The organism is Paractinoplanes hotanensis, assembly GCF_023717965.1.
Lineage (GTDB): Bacteria > Actinomycetota > Actinomycetes > Mycobacteriales > Micromonosporaceae > Actinoplanes > Actinoplanes polyasparticus.
This window is the reverse complement of sequence record NZ_JAMQOL010000041.1, coordinates 99,080-117,376: the sequence shown is the minus strand read 5'-3', so window position 1 is coordinate 117,376 and position 18,297 is coordinate 99,080. Positions and strand designations below refer to the sequence as shown.

General features: G+C 71.6%; 18 protein-coding genes. 9 read left to right on the top strand and 9 right to left on the bottom strand.

Going from position 1 to position 18,297, the window contains the following annotated elements:
- The first annotated feature begins 69 nt into the window (after nucleotides 1-69).
- From LXN57_RS28730 to LXN57_RS28720, 3 genes are read left to right on the top strand one after another with little or no spacing between them, the layout of a single operon-like run.
- Nucleotides 70-1,476 carry a class II 3-deoxy-7-phosphoheptulonate synthase gene (locus LXN57_RS28730; protein WP_251801329.1) on the top strand — a complete coding sequence of 469 codons (1,407 nt, stop codon included), beginning with the start codon at nucleotides 70-72 and terminating at the stop codon, nucleotides 1,474-1,476.
- Complete coding sequence (locus LXN57_RS28725) at nucleotides 1,469-2,494, top strand: threonine aldolase family protein (RefSeq protein WP_285904686.1); 1,026 nt, start codon at nucleotides 1,469-1,471, stop codon at nucleotides 2,492-2,494. Before LXN57_RS28730 ends, LXN57_RS28725 begins: the two co-directional genes overlap by 8 nt.
- A complete protein-coding gene (locus LXN57_RS28720) occupies nucleotides 2,491-2,967 on the top strand; it encodes an NUDIX domain-containing protein (protein ID WP_251801328.1) in 477 nt (158 codons plus the stop codon). The genes LXN57_RS28725 and LXN57_RS28720 overlap by 4 nt, the downstream gene beginning before the upstream one ends.
- A 145-nt stretch (nucleotides 2,968-3,112) precedes the next feature.
- On the opposite strand, the gene LXN57_RS28715 is transcribed toward LXN57_RS28720, so the two are convergent.
- From LXN57_RS28715 to metF, 5 genes are all read right to left on the bottom strand, one after another.
- A complete protein-coding gene (locus LXN57_RS28715; RefSeq protein ID WP_251801327.1) occupies nucleotides 3,113-3,736 on the bottom strand; it encodes a thymidine kinase in 624 nt (207 codons plus the stop codon).
- Between the two features lie 47 nt (nucleotides 3,737-3,783).
- Nucleotides 3,784-5,223: an MFS transporter gene (locus LXN57_RS28710; RefSeq protein ID WP_251801326.1), complete on the bottom strand. Its 1,440-nt coding sequence runs from the start codon at nucleotides 5,221-5,223 to the stop codon at nucleotides 3,784-3,786.
- A gap of 50 nt (nucleotides 5,224-5,273) precedes the next feature.
- Nucleotides 5,274-5,741, bottom strand: coding sequence for a MarR family winged helix-turn-helix transcriptional regulator (locus LXN57_RS28705; protein WP_251801325.1), 468 nt, complete (start codon nucleotides 5,739-5,741; stop codon nucleotides 5,274-5,276).
- Between the two features lie 153 nt (nucleotides 5,742-5,894).
- Nucleotides 5,895-6,539, bottom strand: a complete 645-nt coding sequence (locus LXN57_RS28700; protein ID WP_251801324.1) for a CDP-alcohol phosphatidyltransferase family protein — start codon at nucleotides 6,537-6,539, stop codon at nucleotides 5,895-5,897.
- Nucleotides 6,540-6,544: 5 nt separating this feature from the next.
- Complete coding sequence (gene metF / locus LXN57_RS28695) at nucleotides 6,545-7,468, bottom strand: methylenetetrahydrofolate reductase [NAD(P)H] (protein WP_221376155.1); 924 nt, start codon at nucleotides 7,466-7,468, stop codon at nucleotides 6,545-6,547.
- Nucleotides 7,469-7,518: 50 nt separating this feature from the next.
- Here metF and LXN57_RS28690 point away from each other — a divergent pair, with 50 nt between their 5' ends.
- Complete coding sequence (locus tag LXN57_RS28690; RefSeq protein WP_251801413.1) at nucleotides 7,519-8,574, top strand: polyprenyl synthetase family protein; 1,056 nt, start codon at nucleotides 7,519-7,521, stop codon at nucleotides 8,572-8,574.
- A 7-nt stretch (nucleotides 8,575-8,581) separates the two neighbouring features.
- Here LXN57_RS28690 and LXN57_RS28685 read toward each other — a convergent pair whose 3' ends face one another.
- On the bottom strand, nucleotides 8,582-8,932 hold the full coding sequence (locus LXN57_RS28685; protein WP_221376154.1) for an Rv2175c family DNA-binding protein: 351 nt from the start codon (nucleotides 8,930-8,932) through the stop codon (nucleotides 8,582-8,584).
- A 33-nt stretch (nucleotides 8,933-8,965) separates the two neighbouring features.
- Between LXN57_RS28685 and LXN57_RS28680 the strand changes: the two genes are divergently transcribed.
- The 5 genes from LXN57_RS28680 to LXN57_RS28660 all read left to right on the top strand — a co-directional run bounded on the left by LXN57_RS28680 (nucleotide 8,966) and on the right by LXN57_RS28660 (nucleotide 14,649).
- Entirely contained in the window at nucleotides 8,966-9,697 is a 732-nt protein-coding gene (locus tag LXN57_RS28680) for a hypothetical protein (RefSeq protein WP_251801323.1), read from the top strand.
- Nucleotides 9,698-9,812: 115 nt separating this feature from the next.
- Nucleotides 9,813-11,759: a Stk1 family PASTA domain-containing Ser/Thr kinase gene (pknB, locus tag LXN57_RS28675; protein ID WP_251801322.1), complete on the top strand. Its 1,947-nt coding sequence runs from the start codon at nucleotides 9,813-9,815 to the stop codon at nucleotides 11,757-11,759.
- Nucleotides 11,750-12,649: a deoxyribonuclease IV gene (locus LXN57_RS28670; protein ID WP_438872922.1), complete on the top strand. Its 900-nt coding sequence runs from the start codon at nucleotides 11,750-11,752 to the stop codon at nucleotides 12,647-12,649. The genes pknB and LXN57_RS28670 overlap by 10 nt, the downstream gene beginning before the upstream one ends.
- A gap of 146 nt (nucleotides 12,650-12,795) precedes the next feature.
- Nucleotides 12,796-13,290 (top strand): hypothetical protein, encoded by a 495-nt coding sequence (locus LXN57_RS28665; protein ID WP_251801321.1) that lies wholly within the window; start codon nucleotides 12,796-12,798, stop codon nucleotides 13,288-13,290.
- A gap of 60 nt (nucleotides 13,291-13,350) precedes the next feature.
- Nucleotides 13,351-14,649, top strand: a complete 1,299-nt coding sequence (locus LXN57_RS28660) for an MFS transporter (protein ID WP_251801320.1) — start codon at nucleotides 13,351-13,353, stop codon at nucleotides 14,647-14,649.
- 221 nt (nucleotides 14,650-14,870) lie between these two features.
- Here the strand turns inward: LXN57_RS28660 and LXN57_RS28655 are convergent, their stop codons facing one another.
- Genes LXN57_RS28655 through LXN57_RS28645 form a run of 3 tightly spaced genes read right to left on the bottom strand, consistent with a single transcriptional unit; the run spans nucleotide 14,871 to nucleotide 18,296 of the window.
- Nucleotides 14,871-15,617 carry a succinate dehydrogenase/fumarate reductase iron-sulfur subunit gene (locus LXN57_RS28655; protein WP_221376150.1) on the bottom strand — a complete coding sequence of 249 codons (747 nt, stop codon included), beginning with the start codon at nucleotides 15,615-15,617 and terminating at the stop codon, nucleotides 14,871-14,873.
- On the bottom strand, nucleotides 15,617-17,563 hold the full coding sequence (locus LXN57_RS28650; RefSeq protein ID WP_251801319.1) for a fumarate reductase/succinate dehydrogenase flavoprotein subunit: 1,947 nt from the start codon (nucleotides 17,561-17,563) through the stop codon (nucleotides 15,617-15,619). Before LXN57_RS28650 ends, LXN57_RS28655 begins: the two co-directional genes overlap by 1 nt.
- Before the next feature lie 4 nt (nucleotides 17,564-17,567).
- Nucleotides 17,568-18,296 carry a succinate dehydrogenase cytochrome b subunit gene (locus tag LXN57_RS28645; RefSeq protein ID WP_285904685.1) on the bottom strand — a complete coding sequence of 243 codons (729 nt, stop codon included), beginning with the start codon at nucleotides 18,294-18,296 and terminating at the stop codon, nucleotides 17,568-17,570.
- Nucleotide 18,297: the final 1 nt, after the last annotated feature.

Below are 18,297 nucleotides of genomic sequence, written 5' to 3'. Positions count from 1 at the left end.
TATTCCTCCTCAGTAAGGAAGCGGGGCACCGGCCGCAAGGCTGGTGCCCCGCTTCCGTACGCTTGGGATATGCAGCGAGAGTGGCATCAGCTCAGCTACCCGGGGGTGGGCAACTCGGCCGTCCAGACCTCCCGCCCGTCCACCGACTCGGCCGAGGACGAGGCGCTCGGCCTCGACCGCTGGCGCACCCTGCCGCGGGTGCAGATGCCGCCGTGGGCCGACCCGGACGAGGTCGCCTCCGTCTGCCAGGTCCTCGACAACGTGCCGTCGATCGTCGCGCCCTACGAGGTCGACCAGCTGCGGGCCAAACTGGCCGACGTCTGCGAGGGGCGGGCGTTCCTGCTCCAGGGCGGCGACTGCGCCGAGACGTTCGACAACAACACCGAGAGCCACCTGCTGGCCAACGCGCGCACGCTGCTGCAGATGGCGGTCGTGCTGACGTACGGGGCCTCGATGCCCGTCGTCAAGGTGGCGCGCGTGGCCGGGCAGTACACCAAGCCCCGCTCCGCCCCGACCGACTCGCTCGGCCTGCCCGCCTACCGGGGCGACCTGATCAACTCGCTCGAGCCCGCCGAGGCGGCGCGCGTGGCCGACCCGCAGCGCATGATCCGGGCCTACGCGAACTCGGCGGCAGCGATGAACATGCTGCGGGCCTACCTGGCCGGCGGCCTCGCCGACCTGCACGGTCTGCACGACTGGAACAAGGACTTCGTCCGGGCCTCGCCGGCCGGTGAGCGGTACGACGCCATCGCCCGCGAGATCGACCGCGCCCTCGACTTCATCCGGGCCTGCGGCATGACCGACAGCGAGGCCCTGCGGACGGTCAGCCTCTACTGCTCCCACGAGGCGCTCGCGCTCGAGTACGACCGCGCGCTCACCCGGGTCAGCGACGGCAAGGCGTACGGCCTGAGCGGGCACTTCCTGTGGATCGGGGAACGCACCCGCCAGCTCGACCACGCCCACATCGACTTCATCAGCCGGATCGCCAACCCGATCGGCGTGAAGCTCGGCCCCGGCACGTCCCCCGAGACGGCGATCGAGCTCTGCGAGAAGCTGAACCCGCAGAACATCCCGGGCCGGCTCACGCTGATCAGCCGGATGGGCAACGGCAAGGTCCGCGACGCGCTGCCGCCGATCGTCGAGAAGGTGACCGCGGCCGGCGCCAAGGTCGTGTGGCAGTGCGACCCGATGCACGGCAACACCCACGAGTCGTCCAACGGCTACAAGACCCGCCACTTCGACCGGATCGTCGACGAGGTGCTGGGCTACTTCGAGGTGCACCGCGGCCTCGGCACCCACCCGGGCGGCATCCACATCGAGCTGACCGGCGAGGACGTCACCGAGTGCCTCGGCGGCGCGCAGGGCATCGAGGACCTCGATCTGCCCGGCCGCTACGAGACGGCCTGTGACCCTCGGCTGAACACCCAGCAGAGCCTGGAGCTCGCGTTCCTGGTGGCGGAGATGCTTCGTGGTTGATCTTCGGTCCGACACGGTCACCCGGCCCACCCCGGCGATGCGTGAGGCCATGGCGTACGCCGAGGTGGGCGACGACGTCTTCGGCGACGACCCGACGGTCCTGCGGCTGGAAGCGCGCGCGGCCGAGATGTTCGGGCACGAGGCGGCGCTGTTCGCGCCCTCGGGCACGATGGCCAACCAGATCGCGCTGCAACTGCACGTGCCGGCCGGGGGTGAGCTGCTGGCCGGCGGGGACGCGCACGTCGTGACGTACGAGCTCGGCGCAGCGGCGGCTCTGGGCGGCATCAGCACCCGCACCTGGCCGTCGGTCGGCGCCGAGCTGGACGTCGAGCAGATCGCCACGATGATCCGGCCGCTGGGCTATCCGTCGGTGCCGACCCGGGCGATCGCCGTCGAGCAGACCCACAACCTGGGCGGCGGCACAGTGGTGCCGCTGTCGGTGCTGCGAGATCTGCGCGGCCTGTCGGACAGAACCGGCGTCGGGCTGCACTGCGACGGCGCACGGATCTGGCATGCGGCCGTGGCCGACGATGTTTCTCTCGCCGACTACGGCTCCTTGTTCGACACGCTGTCGGTGTGCCTGTCGAAGGGACTGGGCGCGCCGGTCGGCTCGCTGGTCATCGGCAGCCGCGACAAGATGACGCAGGCCCGGGTGATCCGCAAGCGGCTGGGCGGCGGCATGCGGCAGGTCGGCATCCTGGCCGCGGCCGGGCTGCACGCGCTGGAACACCACATCGACCGGCTCGCCGACGACCACGCCCGCGCCCGCCGGCTGGCCGAGGCCCTGGCGCCGCACGGCGTGGTCGACCCGGCCGCCGTGCGCACCAACATCGTGCTGCTCGACCTGTCCAAGAGCACGCTCGACGCGCCCGCCCTGACCGCGCTGGCCGCCGAGCAGGGCGTGCTGATCTCCCCGATGCTGCCCTCGATCGCCCGGGTGATCACCCACCTCGACATCGACGACGCCGGGCTCGACCGGACGATCGACGTGCTCAGCGGGCTGCTCCGCTCGGCGTGAGGCTGCGTCATTCCGTACGCGGGCTGGTCGTCGACCCGGACGACCGGCTGTTGCTCTATGCCACGCCGCTGGGTGACGCCACGCTGTGGGTGCCACCCGGCGGCGGCATAGAGCAGGGGGAGACGCTGCTCGAGGCGCTGCGGCGGGAACTGTCCGAAGAGGCGGGCCTGGTCCTGACCGGCATGCCCCCGCACGTCTGGCACCGCGAGTCGATCGGGGTGTCGCACTACCTCCCCGGCTTCGACGGCGCGATCAACGACTACTACCTGGTCCGGTTGCCCGCCTTCACCGCGCAAGGCACCCTGACCCCCGACCAGCTGGCCGCCGAGAACGTCGGCGAGTTCCGCTGGTGGCGGCTGCCCGAGATCGCCGAGTCGGCCGACATCTTCTCGCCGCGTGAACTGCTCACGCTGCTTCCGCCCCTGCTGGCCGGCGATCTGCCGGCGTCACCGACCCGGCTCGCCGGCCACTGACGAGCCGGCCGCTGAGCTGCGGCATCGCGGGCACGACGAAGGTGTCGAGAGCCTTCCGGCCCCGACGGGGCGGGTCGCGAGTAGTCACAGCCGGGAGGGTACGGGGACGAACGAGATCACTTCATCCGGGTTTGTGCGACCTCGGTCAGGCCACCAGGCTGATGACCGGGGCGGGGGAGTACGGCTGGCCGGCGCGGTGGTGGCGGCGGCACAGGACGACGTAGCTGATGTCGGCGTCGGCGTCGGTGTCGGTGTTGCCCACGACGACGGTGTCGCCGTCGCGGACCATCACGCCGCCGGTGACGCGGGCGTTCATCCGGGCCGGCTGGCCGCACCAGCACATCGGATAGACCTGCAACGCCTCGACAACGTCGGCCAGGACGACCAGGCGGGCCGAGCCGGGGAACTGCTCGCCCCGGAAGTCCGACAGCAGGCCGAAGGTGAAGACGTCGAGGTGCTGGTCGTCAACGAGCCAGGCCAGCTGGTCGACCTGTTCGGACGAGAGGAACTGCGCCTCGTCGACGATGAGGTGGTCGACGCGGGCGCCGGGATGGACCATGACGAGGTGGGCCAGGTCGGTGGCCGCGCCGAACTCGATGGCGTCCGCGCTGATGCCGATGCGTGACGACACTATTCCCTCGCCGGCCCGGTCGAGGCGGGTCATCAGCAGCCCGTTGCGGCCGCAGGCGGCGTACGTGTGCCGGTATTGCAGCACCATCGTGCTTTTGCCGCTGTTCATCGCCGCGTACCGGAAATGCAGTTGAGCCACCGTGCCTTCGCCTCCCCAGACCGGGGAGGAACAATACCTGGCCCCGATCATCGTGCTGGTGGTGCCGCGGCGTTTCCGAAGGCGGCCGTGACTGGTGGCTCGGCTTGCACGGCTGGGGCGGGCGCGCGGCGCAGGGCGAAGATGACGATCAGCAGGGCGGCGAGGACGAAGCCGGCCGCCACCAGGAAAGCCTGGCTGTAGCCCACGTGCAGGGCCACCACCTCGGGGACGCCTGCTTCCGAGGCGGCGGTGCGGGTGGCGGCGACGATGGCCAGGACGGAGAGGCCCAGGGCGCCGCCGGCCTGCTGGGCGGTGTTGCTGAAGCCGGAGACCATGCCGGTGTCGGCCGGGGCGGCACCGGCCATGGCCAGCATGATGATCGACGGGACCGTGACGCCGACGGCGAGACCCATGATGATCAGCGGGGGGAACATGTCGGCCCAGTAGGACGGGGCGGCGGGCATGCGGTGGAGCAGCAGCACGCCGGCGAACAGCAGCGCCAGGCCGCCGAGCAGCACCGGGCGCGGGCCGAAGCGGCCGGTCAGGCGGGGCGCCACGAAGAGTGAGACGAGGCCGATCACGATCGGTGTGGGCAGGAAGGCGAGGCCGGTGCCGAACGCGTCGTAGCCCATCACTCGCTGTACGAACAGGGCGTTCATGAACTGGAAGCCCATGCCGGTGGCGAAGACCAGCACGACGGCGGCGTTGGCGATCAGCAGCCAGGGACGGGCGAGCACGCGCAGCGCGATCAGCGGGCGCCGGGCCAGACGCTGGCGCAGCACGAACCCGGCCAGGAACAGCACGGCGGCGGTGGCGGCGACGGGGGCGGTGTTGACGATCGCGTACACACCGGACGAGAGACCCGCCGTGATCAGCAGAGCTCCCGGCAGGTCGAGACCCCGGCCCACACCCGGGCCGGCCTCGCGGGGGAGCAGGCGGCGGCCGGCCAGCCACACGGCCAGGCCGATGGGCACGTTGATCAGGAAGATGACGGGCCAGCCGAGCGCGTCGGTCAGCACACCGCCGAGCACGAAGCCGGTCGCGGCGCCGCCGGCCTGGGTGAAGCTGTAGACGCCCATGGCCCGGGCCTGCTCCTCGGGGCCGGGGAAGAGCCGCACGATCATGCCGAGCACGACGGCCGCGGCCAGCGCGCCGCCCGCTCCTTGCAGGAAGCGCCCGGCGATCAACGTTCCGGCGGTGGGGGCGAACCCGCACAGCAGGCTGGCGACGGTGAAGACGCCGAGGCCCGCGAGGAAGACCCGCCAGGCCCCGACGAGGTCGCCGAGGCGCCCCGCGAACAGCAGCAGCCCGGCGAAGGCGACCAGATAGCCGTTCACCACCCAGGCGACGCCGGCGTCGGAGAAGCCGAGGTCGCGCTGGATGTCCGGCACCGCCACGGCCACGATTGTGCTGTCCAGAACGATCATCAAGGACATGGCGCACAGCACGGCCAGGGCTCCCGCGCGCGCTTTCGGAGAAGCACTCATGGGCCGACCGTAACAGATAATCTGTTACGGGACTATATGCTGGCGAACCTTCAGCGGTTCCGGGCCCGGCGGACCGGCTGGGGGCCCGGGTCGCGCGTCGTGTCGGCCAGCTGGCGCAGCGCTTCGACGAAGGCGGCCCGGGCGGCGTCGGGCAGGCTGCTCAGGGCGTCGGCGTGGACGCGGTCGACGATGCGCTGGCCCTCCTCGGCGGCGAGGCGGCCCTTCTCGGTGACGGCGATGACCCGGGCCCGCCGGTCGGTCGCCGAGGGCCTGCGCTCGGCGTAGCCGCGGCGTTCCAGGTCGTCGACCGTGCTGACCATGGTGGTCTTGTCGAGGTCGGCCAGGGCGGCCAGCTGGATCTGGGTGCGTTCCTCTTCGAGGGCGTGTGCCAGCACGCACTGCATGCGCGGCGTCAGGTCGACGTCGGCCAGCGCTGCCGCGAGGCGGTTCGAGAGTGCGTGGCCGGCCATGTTCAGCAGGCCGGTGACGTCGCGTTCGGTGCGTTCGGGGGCGGACACCGATCCAGCCTAGCGCCGTATCATCCGTAAGCGGACGATACGGGGCCGGGACGGTCGGCGGACCTGCCCCCGTGTCGGCCCGCCGCCCGGCCCGGCGGCTCCGATGTGGACAACCGTACGGTGTGTGGTCTGCCCCTTACAACCGATTAACGATCACCGCAGGGCGCGGCGGATGGCGAGCAGCAGCTGGAGGCCGGCGACCGCGGCCAGGGCCAGCCAGACGGCGGTGGCCGCGGTGATCAGCGGGGCGTAGGCGAACGCGGCCAGCAGGCCGAAGATGGTCACCAGGACCCGGGTCGGGCGTTCGGCGACGGTGACCACGCCAATCTCGGACATGCCGGCCGCGGTGGCCCGGGCCCGGGCGTACTCCTGCAGCCAGCTCGCGGCGCCGGCGGTGACGACCAGCCAGCCCGGCGCGCCGGCCAGCCAGAACGCGGCCAGCCAGGCCAGCTCGCCCAGCCGGTCGGCCACCGAGTCGTAGACGTAGCCGAGGCGGGTGGTCCGGCCGGTGAGGACGGCGACGGCGCCGTCCAGGCCGTCGGCCAGGGCGGCCGCCAGCACCAGAACCGCGGCCAGGAATACGCCGGGGCGGTCCAGCAGCAGCACCGACGCGGGCACCAGGAAGCAGATCAGCAGGCCCGCGGTGGTCACGGCCATCGGGCCGACGCGGTGGCGGCCGAGCCAGGAGCCGACGGCGTACGCGATCCGCACCCAGCCCCGTACGAGAAAATTGGCCTGACGAGGGTCGAAGCCGCCGTGCAGCCGGGACCACGCCCCGGCGTAGTCGTCCCAGAGCACGGGGGTCAGGCGGCCGCGGCCACGTCCGAGGGGGCCAGCAGCTGCCACACCTCGCGCGTCGCCGTCGACCGGTTGAGCGTGATGAAGTGGATCCCGGGGATGCCCTCGTCGAGCAGGCGGGCGCACATCTCGGCGCACACCTCGACGCCGAGCGCGCGCACCGCGGCCTCGTCGTGGGCCACCTTTTCGAAGCGGGCCAGCAGCGCGGGCGGGAACGGGGCGCCGGAGAGCTGCGACGAGCGCTCGATCGTGGCCATCCGGGTCACCGGCATCACGCCGGGCACGATCGGGGTGTCGCAGCCGGCTGCCGCCACCCGGTCGCGCAGTCGCAGGTAGTCGTCGGCCTCGAAGAACATCTGGGTGATGGCGAAGTCGGCGCCGGCCCGGCATTTGCGTACGAAATGAGCCGTGTCCGTCTCGATGTCGGCCGAGCGCGGGTGTTTGTAGGGGAACGCGGCCACCCCGACGCTGAAATCGCCCGACTGCTTGACCAGGCGCACCAGGTCTTCGGCGTAGTGCACGCCCTGGGGGTGCCGGACCCACTCGCCCATCGGGTCGCCGGGCGGGTCGCCCCGCACCGCGAGCACGTTGCGGATGCCCGCCCCGGCCAGACGGCCGATCACGTTGCGCAGCTCGGCCACCGAGTGGTTGACCGCCGTCAGGTGGGCCATCGGCAGCAGCGTCGTCTCGGTGGCGACGCGCTCGGTCACCGCGACCGTGGTGTCGCGCGTCGTGCCGCCCGCGCCGTAGGTGATCGAGACGAAGCTGGGCCGTAGCGGCTCGAGCTCGCGGATCGCACGCCACAGCAGGCGCTCGCCCTCGGGCGTCTTGGGCGGGAAGAACTCGAACGAGAACGTCGGGACGCCCCCGCGGATGAGCTCGCCGATGGCCGGCGTGCCGGGAAGACGGGAAGGAAGTCCGAGAGCCACAGGGAGACTCTACCGGCGGCTTGGGCTAGCGTCGTCCCGTGACCTCCCCCCTGGAAGCCGCTGACCTGCGCGCCCGCGTGGACAAGGCGCTCGCCGCGTTCCTCGCCGAGCAGCGTTCCCGCCTCACCGGCATCGATCCCGCGCTGGCCGCGGTGGCCGAGGCGCTGGAGGATTTCGTGCTGGGCGGCGGCAAGCGGCTGCGGCCGGCGTTCGCCTACTGGGGGTTCCGGGGCGCCCACGGGCCCGACTCGGACCAGATCGTCACCGCTGTCGCCGCGCTCGAGCTCGTGCAGGCCAGCGCGCTGATCCACGACGACCTGATGGACCGCTCGGACACCCGCCGCGGCGAGCCCTCGGTGCACCGCCGATTCGAGGCGCGGCACACGGCGGCCGGCTGGCGGGGCGGGGCGGCGGCGTTCGGCGACAGCGCCGCTGTGCTGCTGGGCGACCTGGCTTTGGTGTGGTCGGACGAGCTGCTGCACACCTCGGGCGTCGTCCCGTCCGACCTGGCCCGGGCACGCCCGGTCTTCGACGAGATGCGCACCGAGGTCACCGTCGGGCAGTACCTGGACGTGCTGACCCAGGCCACGGCCGACACGTCGCTCGACCGGGCCGGCAAGGTGGCCCGGTTCAAGTCGGCCAAGTACACCGTCGAGCGGCCGCTCCTGCTGGGCGCGGCGCTGGCCGGGGCGCCGGCCGAGGTGCACGAGGCGTACTCGGCGTTCGGGCTGCCGCTGGGCGAGGCCTTCCAGCTGCGGGACGACGTGCTCGGAGTCTTCGGCGACCCGGCGCAGACCGGCAAGCCGGCGGGCGACGACCTGCGGGAGGGCAAGCGCACCTATCTGGTGGCAGCGGCCTTCGCGGGGCTCGATGATTCCGGCCGTACGGAGCTGGACGCCGGACTGGGCGACCAGGGGCTCGACTTCGACGGCGTGACCCGTCTGCGCGCGCTGATCCGCGAGAGCGGCGCGCTGGCCGCCACCGAGCGGCGCATCGACGAGCTTATGGCAGCGTCGCTGGCCGCCCTCGACAAGGCGCGGATCGACGAGGAGGCGCGGGAGGTCCTGCACCGCCTCGCCGACGCCGCCACCCGGCGTACGGTCTGACGCCGGTCTAGAACCCCAGCGCCTGAGCGCGTCTTTTCACCTCGCGGGCGCGGTCGCCGCCGAGGCCCTTGGCGGCGTTCCCATCGAGTGTGTCGTCCGGCTGGTACAGCCACCGGAGGGCCTCTTCGTCGTTGTACCCGGCGTCGCGCAGCAAGTTCAGCACGCCGGGGAGGTGCTTCAGCACTGTGCTGTTGGCCACCAGGTCGGCGGGGACCACGCGGATGCCGTCACGGCGCACCGCGAGCAGGTGCCCGTCGCGGATCATCTGGTGGACCTTGCTGATCGACAGATCGAGCTTCGTGGACACGTCGGGCAGGGTGACCCACTCGGCCGGTCCGGCGGTTACGGAATCGCTCACACCTACAGCGTACGAGAGCGGAGAAGGAACCCGATGAGCGTGCTGCGCAGGACCCGCACGGAGGTGGCCGGCGCGTGGCGTTCGCTGCGCTACGACCTGGGCCGGGACCCGGTCCAGCCGCCCGCCGACGGACCCGACGTCACGTCGACCGGGATGGGCACCTGGGGCCTGGACGGCCTCGTCGAGCAGGCCGGACCCGAACCGGCGCCGCCCGCCCGCCGGCCGCGCCGGGCCGTGGCGATGACCGCGTTCGGGACGCTGACCGTGGTCGGGGCGGCCGGGGCGTACCTGGCCGTGGTGAACGGGCTCGGCTCGTTGACGGCCGAGAAGCCGGCCGCGGCCGACACGTTCCCGCCGCGGGCCGCGGTGACCGCCGGCGTCGGAACGGGACCCTCGTCCCGGCCCGTCACCACCACCAGGACGCGGGCCACCGTGGTCACCCCGCGCCGGACCGTGGCCGTCGTCCCGCCCCCGGCCCCGCCCTCGCCCGCGGACCGGGCACTGCCCGTTGCCGCGCCGCCGCCTGCCGCGCCGGCGGCGAAGGGTCCGACCCGGACGGTGAAGCCGGCAAATCCGGAATGTCACTGCCAACCGCCCGTGCCGACGCCGACCGCGCCTTCGTCGCCGTCGCCCACGCCGTCACCGACCCCCTCCGCATCGGTGCCGCCGAGCTCCAGCCCTTCGCCGAGCGAGTCCGCGGACGGCTCGGCAGTGCCGTCGCCGAGCCGTTCCTGGGACGGTAGACGCCATCGGCGGAACCACTAAATCCTCATTTGCCGGGGCGGTTCGGGCGGAGGTGACGCATGCCTCCGTACCCGTTTGGACTCAGCTGTGACATCCTGGACCGCCCTCACGCGAAAGACACATACACTTCACGCCGATGGACACCACAGTCGCCGACACGTTGATCGGCACGACGATTGACGGCCGCTACCGGATCACCGGTCGCGTGGCCCGTGGTGGCATGGCAACCGTCTACACAGCCACCGATGAACGACTCGAGCGCACCGTCGCCCTGAAGATCATTCACCCGTCGCAGGCAGCCAACGTCCACTTCGTGGACAGGTTCACCGACGAGGCCAAGACGATCGCCCGGCTCACCCACCCCAACGTCGTCGCCGTGTACGACCAGGGCCGCCACCAGGGCCTGCCCTATCTGGTCATGGAGTACGTGCAGGGCCGCACCCTGCGCGACCTGCTCACCCAGCGCCGCCGGCTCAGTCCGGTCGAGGCGCTGGCGATCCTCGAGCAGATGCTCGCCGCGATCGCCGCCGCCCACCGGGCCGGCCTCGTCCACCGGGATGTCAAGCCCGAGAACGTGCTGGTCGCCGAGGCGCCCAGCGGTGGCCTGGCCAACCTGGTCGACGCCGTGGTCAAGGTGGCCGACTTCGGGCTCGCGCGCGCCGTCGAGGCGAGCAGCGCCGACGATTCCGGTCAGCTCATGGCCACGGTGGCCTACGTGGCGCCGGAACTCGTCACCGACGGCCACGCCGACGCGCGCACCGACGTCTACTCGGCCGGCATCGTGCTGTTCGAGATGCTGACCGGCCGGGTGCCGTTCGACGGCGACGACCCGGTGGCGGTCGCCTGGCAGCACGTCGACAACGACGTTCCGGCCCCGTCGAGCGTGGTCAAGGGCCTGCCCAAGGTGCTCGACGACCTCACCGCGCGGGCCACCCGCCGCGACCCGGGGGCCCGGCCGACCGACGCCGGCGCGCTGCTGGCCGAGGTGCAGACCGTGCGCGACGACCTCGGCGCCGCCAACGTCGAGACGGCGCTGCTACGGCAGGTGCCGCCCTCCCGGGGCGCGATGGTCGACGCCACCGCGGTGGTTCCCGCCGTCGGCGCCGGCGACCGGCCCTCGTGGGCGCGGCTGCCCAACCAGGCCGCCCCGCGCGGTCAGGAATACACCGCGGGCCGGCTCCCGCGATCGGCCAAGCGGGGCAGCGACGGCCCCGACCGTCGGCGCATCCTGCTGTCGGCCGCGATCGCGGTGATGGTGCTGGTCGTCGTCGGCAGCACGTGGTGGGTCACGCTGGGCCGCTACACCGACGCGCCCTCGCTGATCAACCAGACCAAGGCGCAGGTCGAGCTGAGCGCACAGCAGCAGGGCTTCGAGATCCTGTACGGCGATGGCGCGTACAGCGAGTCGGCCCCCAAGGACACGGTGGTGTCGCAGGACCCGGCGCCGGACGGCAAGGTCGTCAAGGGTGGCGTCATCACGGTGACGCTGTCGCTGGGCCCGGAGCGTTTCGCGGTGCCCGACCTGGCCGGGGCCGAGCTGGCCGCCGCCCGGGGCGAGCTCGAACAGCTCAGCCTCAAGGTGAAAGAGGGCGTGAGCCAGTACAGCGACACGGTGCCCGAGGGGGCGGTCATCTCGTCCGACCCCAAGACGGGCACGCAGCTCAAGCGCGGGGCGACGGTCACGGTCGTGGTCAGCAAGGGCCGCGCCCCGATCCGGGTGCCCGACCTCACCGGCAAGAACATCAACGACGCCCGCAACGAGCTGGCCCAGCTGGGGCTGACCGCGGCCGAGCGCTACAAGGACAGCGACCAGCCGAAGGACGCGGTCATCGGGCAGAACCCCAAGGCGGGCACCGGCGCCAACAAGGACGACGAGGTCACCCTCGACGTCAGCAAGGGCCCGCCGCTGGTCACCGTGCCCGACCTGACCAACCAGCCGTGCCAGCAGGCCAAGGCCGCCCTCGAACAACTGGGTCTGCGCGTCCGCATCGACTTCAATGCCAATGCTTTCGTACGCAGCCAGCAGCCGGGCGGCAATACCCAGGTCGAGCCGCAGACCGAGGTGGCTCTGCAGTGCTTCTGATCGAGGAATCTTTCGGTTTTCCGCCGCGGTCAGACTCAGCCCACCGCCGGATCGGGTCGCACACCAAGACGTCGGGCGGGTTGGCCAAGGCCGCCCTCCCGTACGTCGACGCCGCGGGGTCCGAGACGCTGCAGGTGTACGTGTCGAACTCGCGCGGCTGGGCGCTGCCGCCGGGCGACCCGAAGCAGGACGTGCTGTTCCGCGACGGCATCGGCGAGCGCGAGGTTCCGGCCTACATCCATGCCTCGCTGCTGGTGAACCTGGGCTCACCTACCGGGCTGACCGTCGAGAAGTCCATCGCCGTCCTGGCCCACGCGCTGGAGCGGGGCAAGGCGATCGGCGCCACCGCCGTGGTGTTCCACGCGGGCAGCTCGGTCGACGAGGCGCACGACGACAAGGCGTTCCACCAGCTGCGTGAGGCTCTGCTGCCGCTGCTCGACCGCGACGGCCTGCCGCAGCTGCTGGTCGAGCCGAGCGCCGGTGGCGGGCGCAGCCTGGCCTCCAAGGTGCAGGATCTCTCGCGGTATCTGGACGCCGTCGACAACCATCCGCGCCTGGGCGTCTGCTTCGACACCTGCCACGCCTGGGCGGCCGGGCACGACCTGGCCACGCCCGGCGGCATGACGGCCACGCTGGACGCCCTGGTCGCGTCCGTGGGTCCCGGCCGGCTCCAGCTGATCCACGCCAACGACTCCAAGGACGAGTGCGGGTCCACCCGTGACCGGCACGAGACCATCGGTCAGGGACGCATCGGGGCGGCGCCCTTCGCCGAGCTGCTGGCCCATCCCGCGACGGCCGGCATCCCGGTGATCGTGGAGACGCCGACCGTCGAGCACGAGGGCCACGCCGCCGACATCGCCCTGCTGAAGTCTCTGCGCCCGACAGCCTGATTCTTGCGGCCTGCTCCGGACGGCCTTTTCCGCTGGACGCCGCCTCCTCCTGCCGGTTGGCGAATCCCGGGCCATCACAGCCCGCCGGACCCGTGCTGTACGCGCTGGGTATGTCAATTACGTGTTGACATTGCTAGGGTGGCGGCGTGGCTGATCTGACTGACTTGCGGGGTATTCCGGCCGCACGGGCGCGGCTCGAGGCTCGCGAGCTCGACCTCATCGACCAGGCCCGGCGCGCGGGCGCCACCTGGGGCGAGATCGCGGACGCGCTCGGCCTGGGCAGCCGGCAGGCGGCCGAGCAGCGGCGGTTGCGTCTTGTCGCTGCTGTCCGCGCCGCGCCGTCCGAGCCCGACGAGTACGGCGAAAAGATCGCTGAGCTGCGTAAATCGGCACTCGACCTGCACCGGCGGGTGGGCGCCGACCGGCGCTGGGACCGCCGCTTCACCCGCGCCGTGCTCGTGCGCGAGACACTGGCGGCCGTGCCCGGCGCGACCGGCGGCGCCCTGTTCGCCCTGGTCGAGGCGGTGACCACCGACCTCGACGCCGCAGCCGCCTCGGCGGAACGCCCGCTGCCGGCCACCACCCGTGCCGCCGTCGACCGTCTGCGGCAAGCATTGGCCGCAGCGTCACCAAAACATTGACAGTTTGCCGCTCAACTCTGCAGGATATGAGTCCGCGCCACTCAATCCTCCGGAGGCGGCATGCGGCGCAACGCGCTTCTGTTCGTGCTGATCTCGCTGCTGTCCGGCTTCGGCAGCACGACCATGACGCTGGCCGCCGGCATCTGGGTCTACGACCTCACCGGCTCGGTCAGCCTGGCCGCGCTGACCGCCGTCTGCGTCTACGCGCCCACGTTCGCCGCGCCCTGGCTGGGCGGGCTGGCCGACCGCCTGCCCCGGCGCCCGCTGCTCATCGTGGTCGACCTGGCCCTGGGTGGCATCATGCTGGCGTTGCTGGCCGTCCGGTCCGCCGGGGCGGCCTGGCTGATCTTCGCGGTGCTGCTGGTCCGGGGCGTCGGCTACGTGCTGATCGACGCCGGCGAGACCGCGATCCTGCCGTCGGCCCTGTCCCGGAAGATCCTGGCCGACGTGAACGGCTGGCGTTCCAGCGCCCAGGAAGGCATGAAACTGGTGGCGCCCCTGGCCGGCGCGAGCCTGTACGCCTGGCAGGGGCCGACGGCCGTCATCATCCTCAGCGCCGCCATGCCGCTGCTCACGGCTGCTTGCTACACCGCGGTTCGCCTGAACGCGCCGGCCGCCGTCAACCAGGGACGGGCGGCCGAGGACGCGGCGGGGGCGGTCATCGGCGCGGGAGGGGCGGCTGAGGGTGTGGCGGGGGCGGTCGTCGGCGCGGCGGGAGTGGGAGAGGCGGGCCGGCCCGACGAAGGGCGCGGGTTCCGGGCCGGGCTGCGGGCGTTGTTCGGGGTGGCTGCCGTACGGGGGCCGGTGCTGCTGGCGGCAGTCGCCATCGGGGCGTCGGGGTTGAAGGACGCGGCGGTGCTGGCCCACCTCGTGCACGATCTGCATCTGCCGGCGACGCGCCTGGGGTATCTCGGCACGGCGCAGGGGGCGGGGTCGATCGTCTCGGGGCTCGTGGTCGGGCGGTTGCTCGCTCGGACGGCGCCGCTCACGGTGGTGGGGGTAGGGGCTGTCCTGTTCGCGGCCGGCTGCCTGGCCCAGGCGCTGCCGTGGTGGCCGGCGATGATCGTGGGCAGCGTGGTGATCGGCGTCGGGTTGCCCTGGACCCTGATCGCGGCCGTGACCGCCGTGCAGACCCTGACGCCGGACCACCTGCTCGGACGGGTCGCCGCTACCTCCACCACGGTGATGTTCGCTCCGGTGGCCGTCGGCATCCCGTTGGGGGCCGCCCTCGTTCATCTGGGCGCCGTCCTGCCGCTGATCGCCGCCGCCGTCCTCGGCGTCGCGGCCGGAGTGATCGCGCTGCGAGGGGCGAGCAGACGGCGGAATGCGGCGGCCGCTCTGGAAACGGCGCGCGGTTGAAACGGCCCGCGCTCAAAGACGACGGGTGCGGTTCACAGGGCGCGTGCGCTTCAGACAGCGCGCGCTTCAAATGGCACGTGCATTTCAAACGTGGCGTGCGCTTCAAACGGCGCGCGCTTGAGAACGGGCCCGAGGTGCGGACCGGCCGGCGGTGGGCGCGGCGCCGCGGATAAGGGAAAGGCCGGGCACAACGCTGTGCCCGGCCTTTCGTCAGGTAGTGCTCAGATCTTCTTGCGGACGGCCTTGCGGTAGTCCGCGTTCAGCCGGCCGATCAGGGTCAGCGGGATGCCCTTGGGGCAGACCTGGCTGCACTCGCCCATGTTGGTGCAGCCGCCGAAGCCGGCGTCGTCCTGCGCCTGCAGCATGTCGATGACGCGGGTGTCGCGCTCGGGCTGGCCCTGCGGCATCAGGCCCAGGTGGGCGACCTTGGCCGCGGTGAAGAGCATGGCCGAGCCGTTCGGGCAGGCTGCCACGCAGGCGCCGCAGCCGATGCAGGTGGCTGCCTCGAACGCCAGGTCGGCGTCCGCCTTGGGCACCGGGGTGGCGTGCGCCTCGGGAGCGGCGCCGGTGGGGGCGGTGATGTAGCCGCCGGACGCGATGATGTGGTCGAAGGCGCTGCGGTCGACGACCAGGTCCTTGATCACCGGGAAGGCGGCGGCGCGCCACGGCTCCACGTCGATGACGTCGCCGTCGGAGAAGTGGCGCATGTGCAGCTGGCAGGTCGTGGTGGCCTTCTCGGGGCCGTGGGCCACGCCGTCGATCACCATGCTGCACGCGCCACAGATGCCCTCGCGGCAGTCGTGGTCGAACGCGATCGGGTCGTCACCGTCGAGGATCAGCGACTCGTTCAGCACGTCCAGCATCTCGAGGAAGCTGGCGTCGGGCGAGATGTCCTTGACGCCGTAGGTGACCATCTTCCCGGCGGTGTCCGGGTCGGTCTGCCGCCAGACCCGTACCTTGATGTCCATTACTTGTAGCTCCGGGTGCTCGGGTGGACGTACTCGAATTCGAGCTGTTCCTTGTGCAGGGTGGGCTTGCCGCTGTCGCCGGTGGCGTACTCCCAGGCCGCGACGTAGCTGAACTCGTCGTCGTGACGCAGGGCCTCGCCGTCGGGGGTCTGCGACTCACCGCGGAAGTGACCGCCGCAGGACTCCCGGCGGTGCAGCGCGTCGATGCACATGAGCTCGGCGAGCTCGAAGAAGTCGGCGACGCGGCCGGCCTTCTCGAGGTTCTGGTTGAGCTGCTCGCCGGTGCCGGGCACCTTGACCCGCAGCCAGAACTCGTCGCGCAGGCTGCGGATGAGCCCGATGGCCTTGGTCAGGCCCTCCTCGGTGCGCTCCATGCCGCAGTACTCCCACATGATGTGGCCGAGCTCGCGGTGGAAGCTGTCGACCGTACGGTCGCCGTCGATCTCCAGGAGGCGCTTGATGCGGTTCTCGACCTCGGCGCGGGCCGCGACGACCTCCTCGTGATCCTCGGAGATCTTCTCGTAGGGGCCGTTGGCCAGGTAGTTGCCGAGCGTCGTGGGCAGCACGAAGTAGCCGTCGCCCAGGCCCTGCATCAGCGCGGACGCGCCGAGACGGTTGGCGCCGTGGTCGGAGAAGTTGGCCTCGCCCACGACGAACAGGCCGGGGATGGTCGACTGCAGGTCGTAGTCGACCCAGAGGCCGCCCATCGTGTAGTGCACCGCCGGGTAGATCCGCATCGGGACCTCGTACGGGTCCTCGCCGGTGATCCGCTGGTACATCTCGAAGAGGTTGCCGTACTTGGCCTCGACCGCCTTCTTGCCCAGCCGCTTGATCGCGTCCGCGAAGTCGAGGTAGACACCGAGCCCGCCGGGACCGACGCCGCGGCCCTCGTCGCAGACGTTCTTGGCCGCGCGCGACGCGATGTCGCGGGGGACCAGGTTGCCGAACGACGGGTAGATCCGCTCCAGGTAGTAGTCGCGGTCGGCCTCGGGAATTTCCGCCGCCGGCTTCTGCGAGTCCGAGGAGGACTTCGGCACCCACACCCGGCCGTCGTTGCGCAGCGACTCGCTCATCAGCGTGAGCTTGCTCTGGTGCGTGCCCGACTCGGGGATGCAGGTCGGGTGGATCTGCGTGTAGCACGGGTTCGCGAACAGCGCGCCCTTGCGGTGAGCCCGCCACGACGCGGTGACGTTGCAGCCCTTGGCGTTGGTCGAGAGGAAGAAGACGTTGCCGTAGCCGCCCGAGGCGAGCACGACCGCGTCGGCCATCTCGGTGGTGATCTCGCCGGTGACCATGTCGCGCACGACGATGCCGCGGGCCTTGCCGTCGACGACGATCAGCTCGAGCATCTCGTGCCGGGCGTTCATCTCGATGTTGCCCAGGCCGATCTGGCGCTCCATGGCCTGGTACGCGCCGAGCAGCAGCTGCTGGCCGGTCTGACCCCGGGCATAGAACGTGCGGGAGACCTGCGTGCCGCCGAACGAGCGGTTGTCGAGCAGGCCGCCGTACTCGCGGGCGAACGGCACGCCCTGGGCCACGCACTGGTCGATGATGTTCACCGACACCGTCGCGAGGCGGTAGACGTTCGACTCGCGGGCGCGGAAGTCGCCGCCCTTGACGGTGTCGTAGAACAGCCGGTAGATCGAGTCGCCGTCGTTGCGGTAGTTCTTCGCGGCGTTAATGCCACCCTGAGCGGCGATCGAGTGGGCCCGCCGCGGGCTGTCCTGGTAGCAGTACGACTTGACCTGATAGCCGGCCTCGGCCAGCGTCGCCGCCGCGGAGCCGCCGGCCAGGCCGGTGCCGACCACGATGACCGTCAGCTTGCGCCGGTTGGCCGGGTTGACCAGCTTGGCGCTGAACTGACGGCGCTCCCAGCGGGTCTCGATCGGGCCCTCGGGGGCGGCGGTGTCGGCGATCGGGTCGCCGTCGTTCCAGAAGTCACCCATGTGTTCAGTCCACCAATCCGACGAGAACCGCGAACGGCACCGAGAGGTAGCCGACGACCAGCACCAGCGACAGCACCAGGGCCGTCGCGCGGGCGTAGAGCTCGCCGCGCGGGCTCTGCAGGCCGAAGGTGCGCACCGCGCTCCAGAGGCCGTGCCGCAGGTGGAAGCCGACCGCGACGATCGACAGCGTGTAGAAGAGCGTCACGTACCAGCGGCCGGGCGCGAAGTCCTCGGCCACGTTGCGGTACACCTCGCCGCTGACCCCGTGCGGGTTCAGTGTGAGCGTGGTCAGGTCGAGGATGTGGTAGATCACGAAGAGCAGGACGATCACGCCGCCCCAGCGCATCGTGCGGGCGGCGTAGCTGCCCTGCACCTTGGGCCGGTGCGCGTACTTGACCGGGCGCGCCAGCCGGGCCCGGCGGGCCAGGATCGTCGCCGCCACGATGTGCCCGACCACTGCCACGGTCAGCACGGCGCGCTGGATGTAGAGGTACCAGGCCTCGGGGAGCAACGGCGTGCCGATGGTCCGCAGCCAATGCGCGTAGTGGTCGAAGGTCTCGGCGCCGAAGAAGATCTTCAGGTTGCCGATCATGTGCACGTACAGGAAGGCGACCAGCAGCAGGCCGGTCACCGCCATGAAGAGCTTGAGGGCGACCGAGGACCGGCGCCGCGCCGTTTTGCCCGGAGCGGGCGCTGGCGCCGCCGACTTCCGGGTCGAAGTATCTACCGCCACA

Excerpts from the sequence above, each read along its gene's own strand:
- LXN57_RS28650 (WP_251801319.1), bottom strand. The coding sequence starts at position 17,563 with ATGGGTGACTTCTGGAACGACGGCGACCCGATCGCCGACACCGCCGCC.
- LXN57_RS28660 (WP_251801320.1), top strand. The coding sequence starts at position 13,351 with ATGCGGCGCAACGCGCTTCTGTTCGTGCTGATCTCGCTGCTGTCCGGC.
- LXN57_RS28655 (WP_221376150.1), bottom strand. The coding sequence starts at position 15,617 with ATGGACATCAAGGTACGGGTCTGGCGGCAGACCGACCCGGACACCGCC.
- pknB (WP_251801322.1), top strand. The coding sequence starts at position 9,813 with ATGGACACCACAGTCGCCGACACGTTGATCGGCACGACGATTGACGGC.
- LXN57_RS28730 (WP_251801329.1), top strand. The coding sequence starts at position 70 with ATGCAGCGAGAGTGGCATCAGCTCAGCTACCCGGGGGTGGGCAACTCG.
- LXN57_RS28710 (WP_251801326.1), bottom strand. The coding sequence starts at position 5,223 with ATGAGTGCTTCTCCGAAAGCGCGCGCGGGAGCCCTGGCCGTGCTGTGC.
- LXN57_RS28680 (WP_251801323.1), top strand. The coding sequence starts at position 8,966 with ATGAGCGTGCTGCGCAGGACCCGCACGGAGGTGGCCGGCGCGTGGCGT.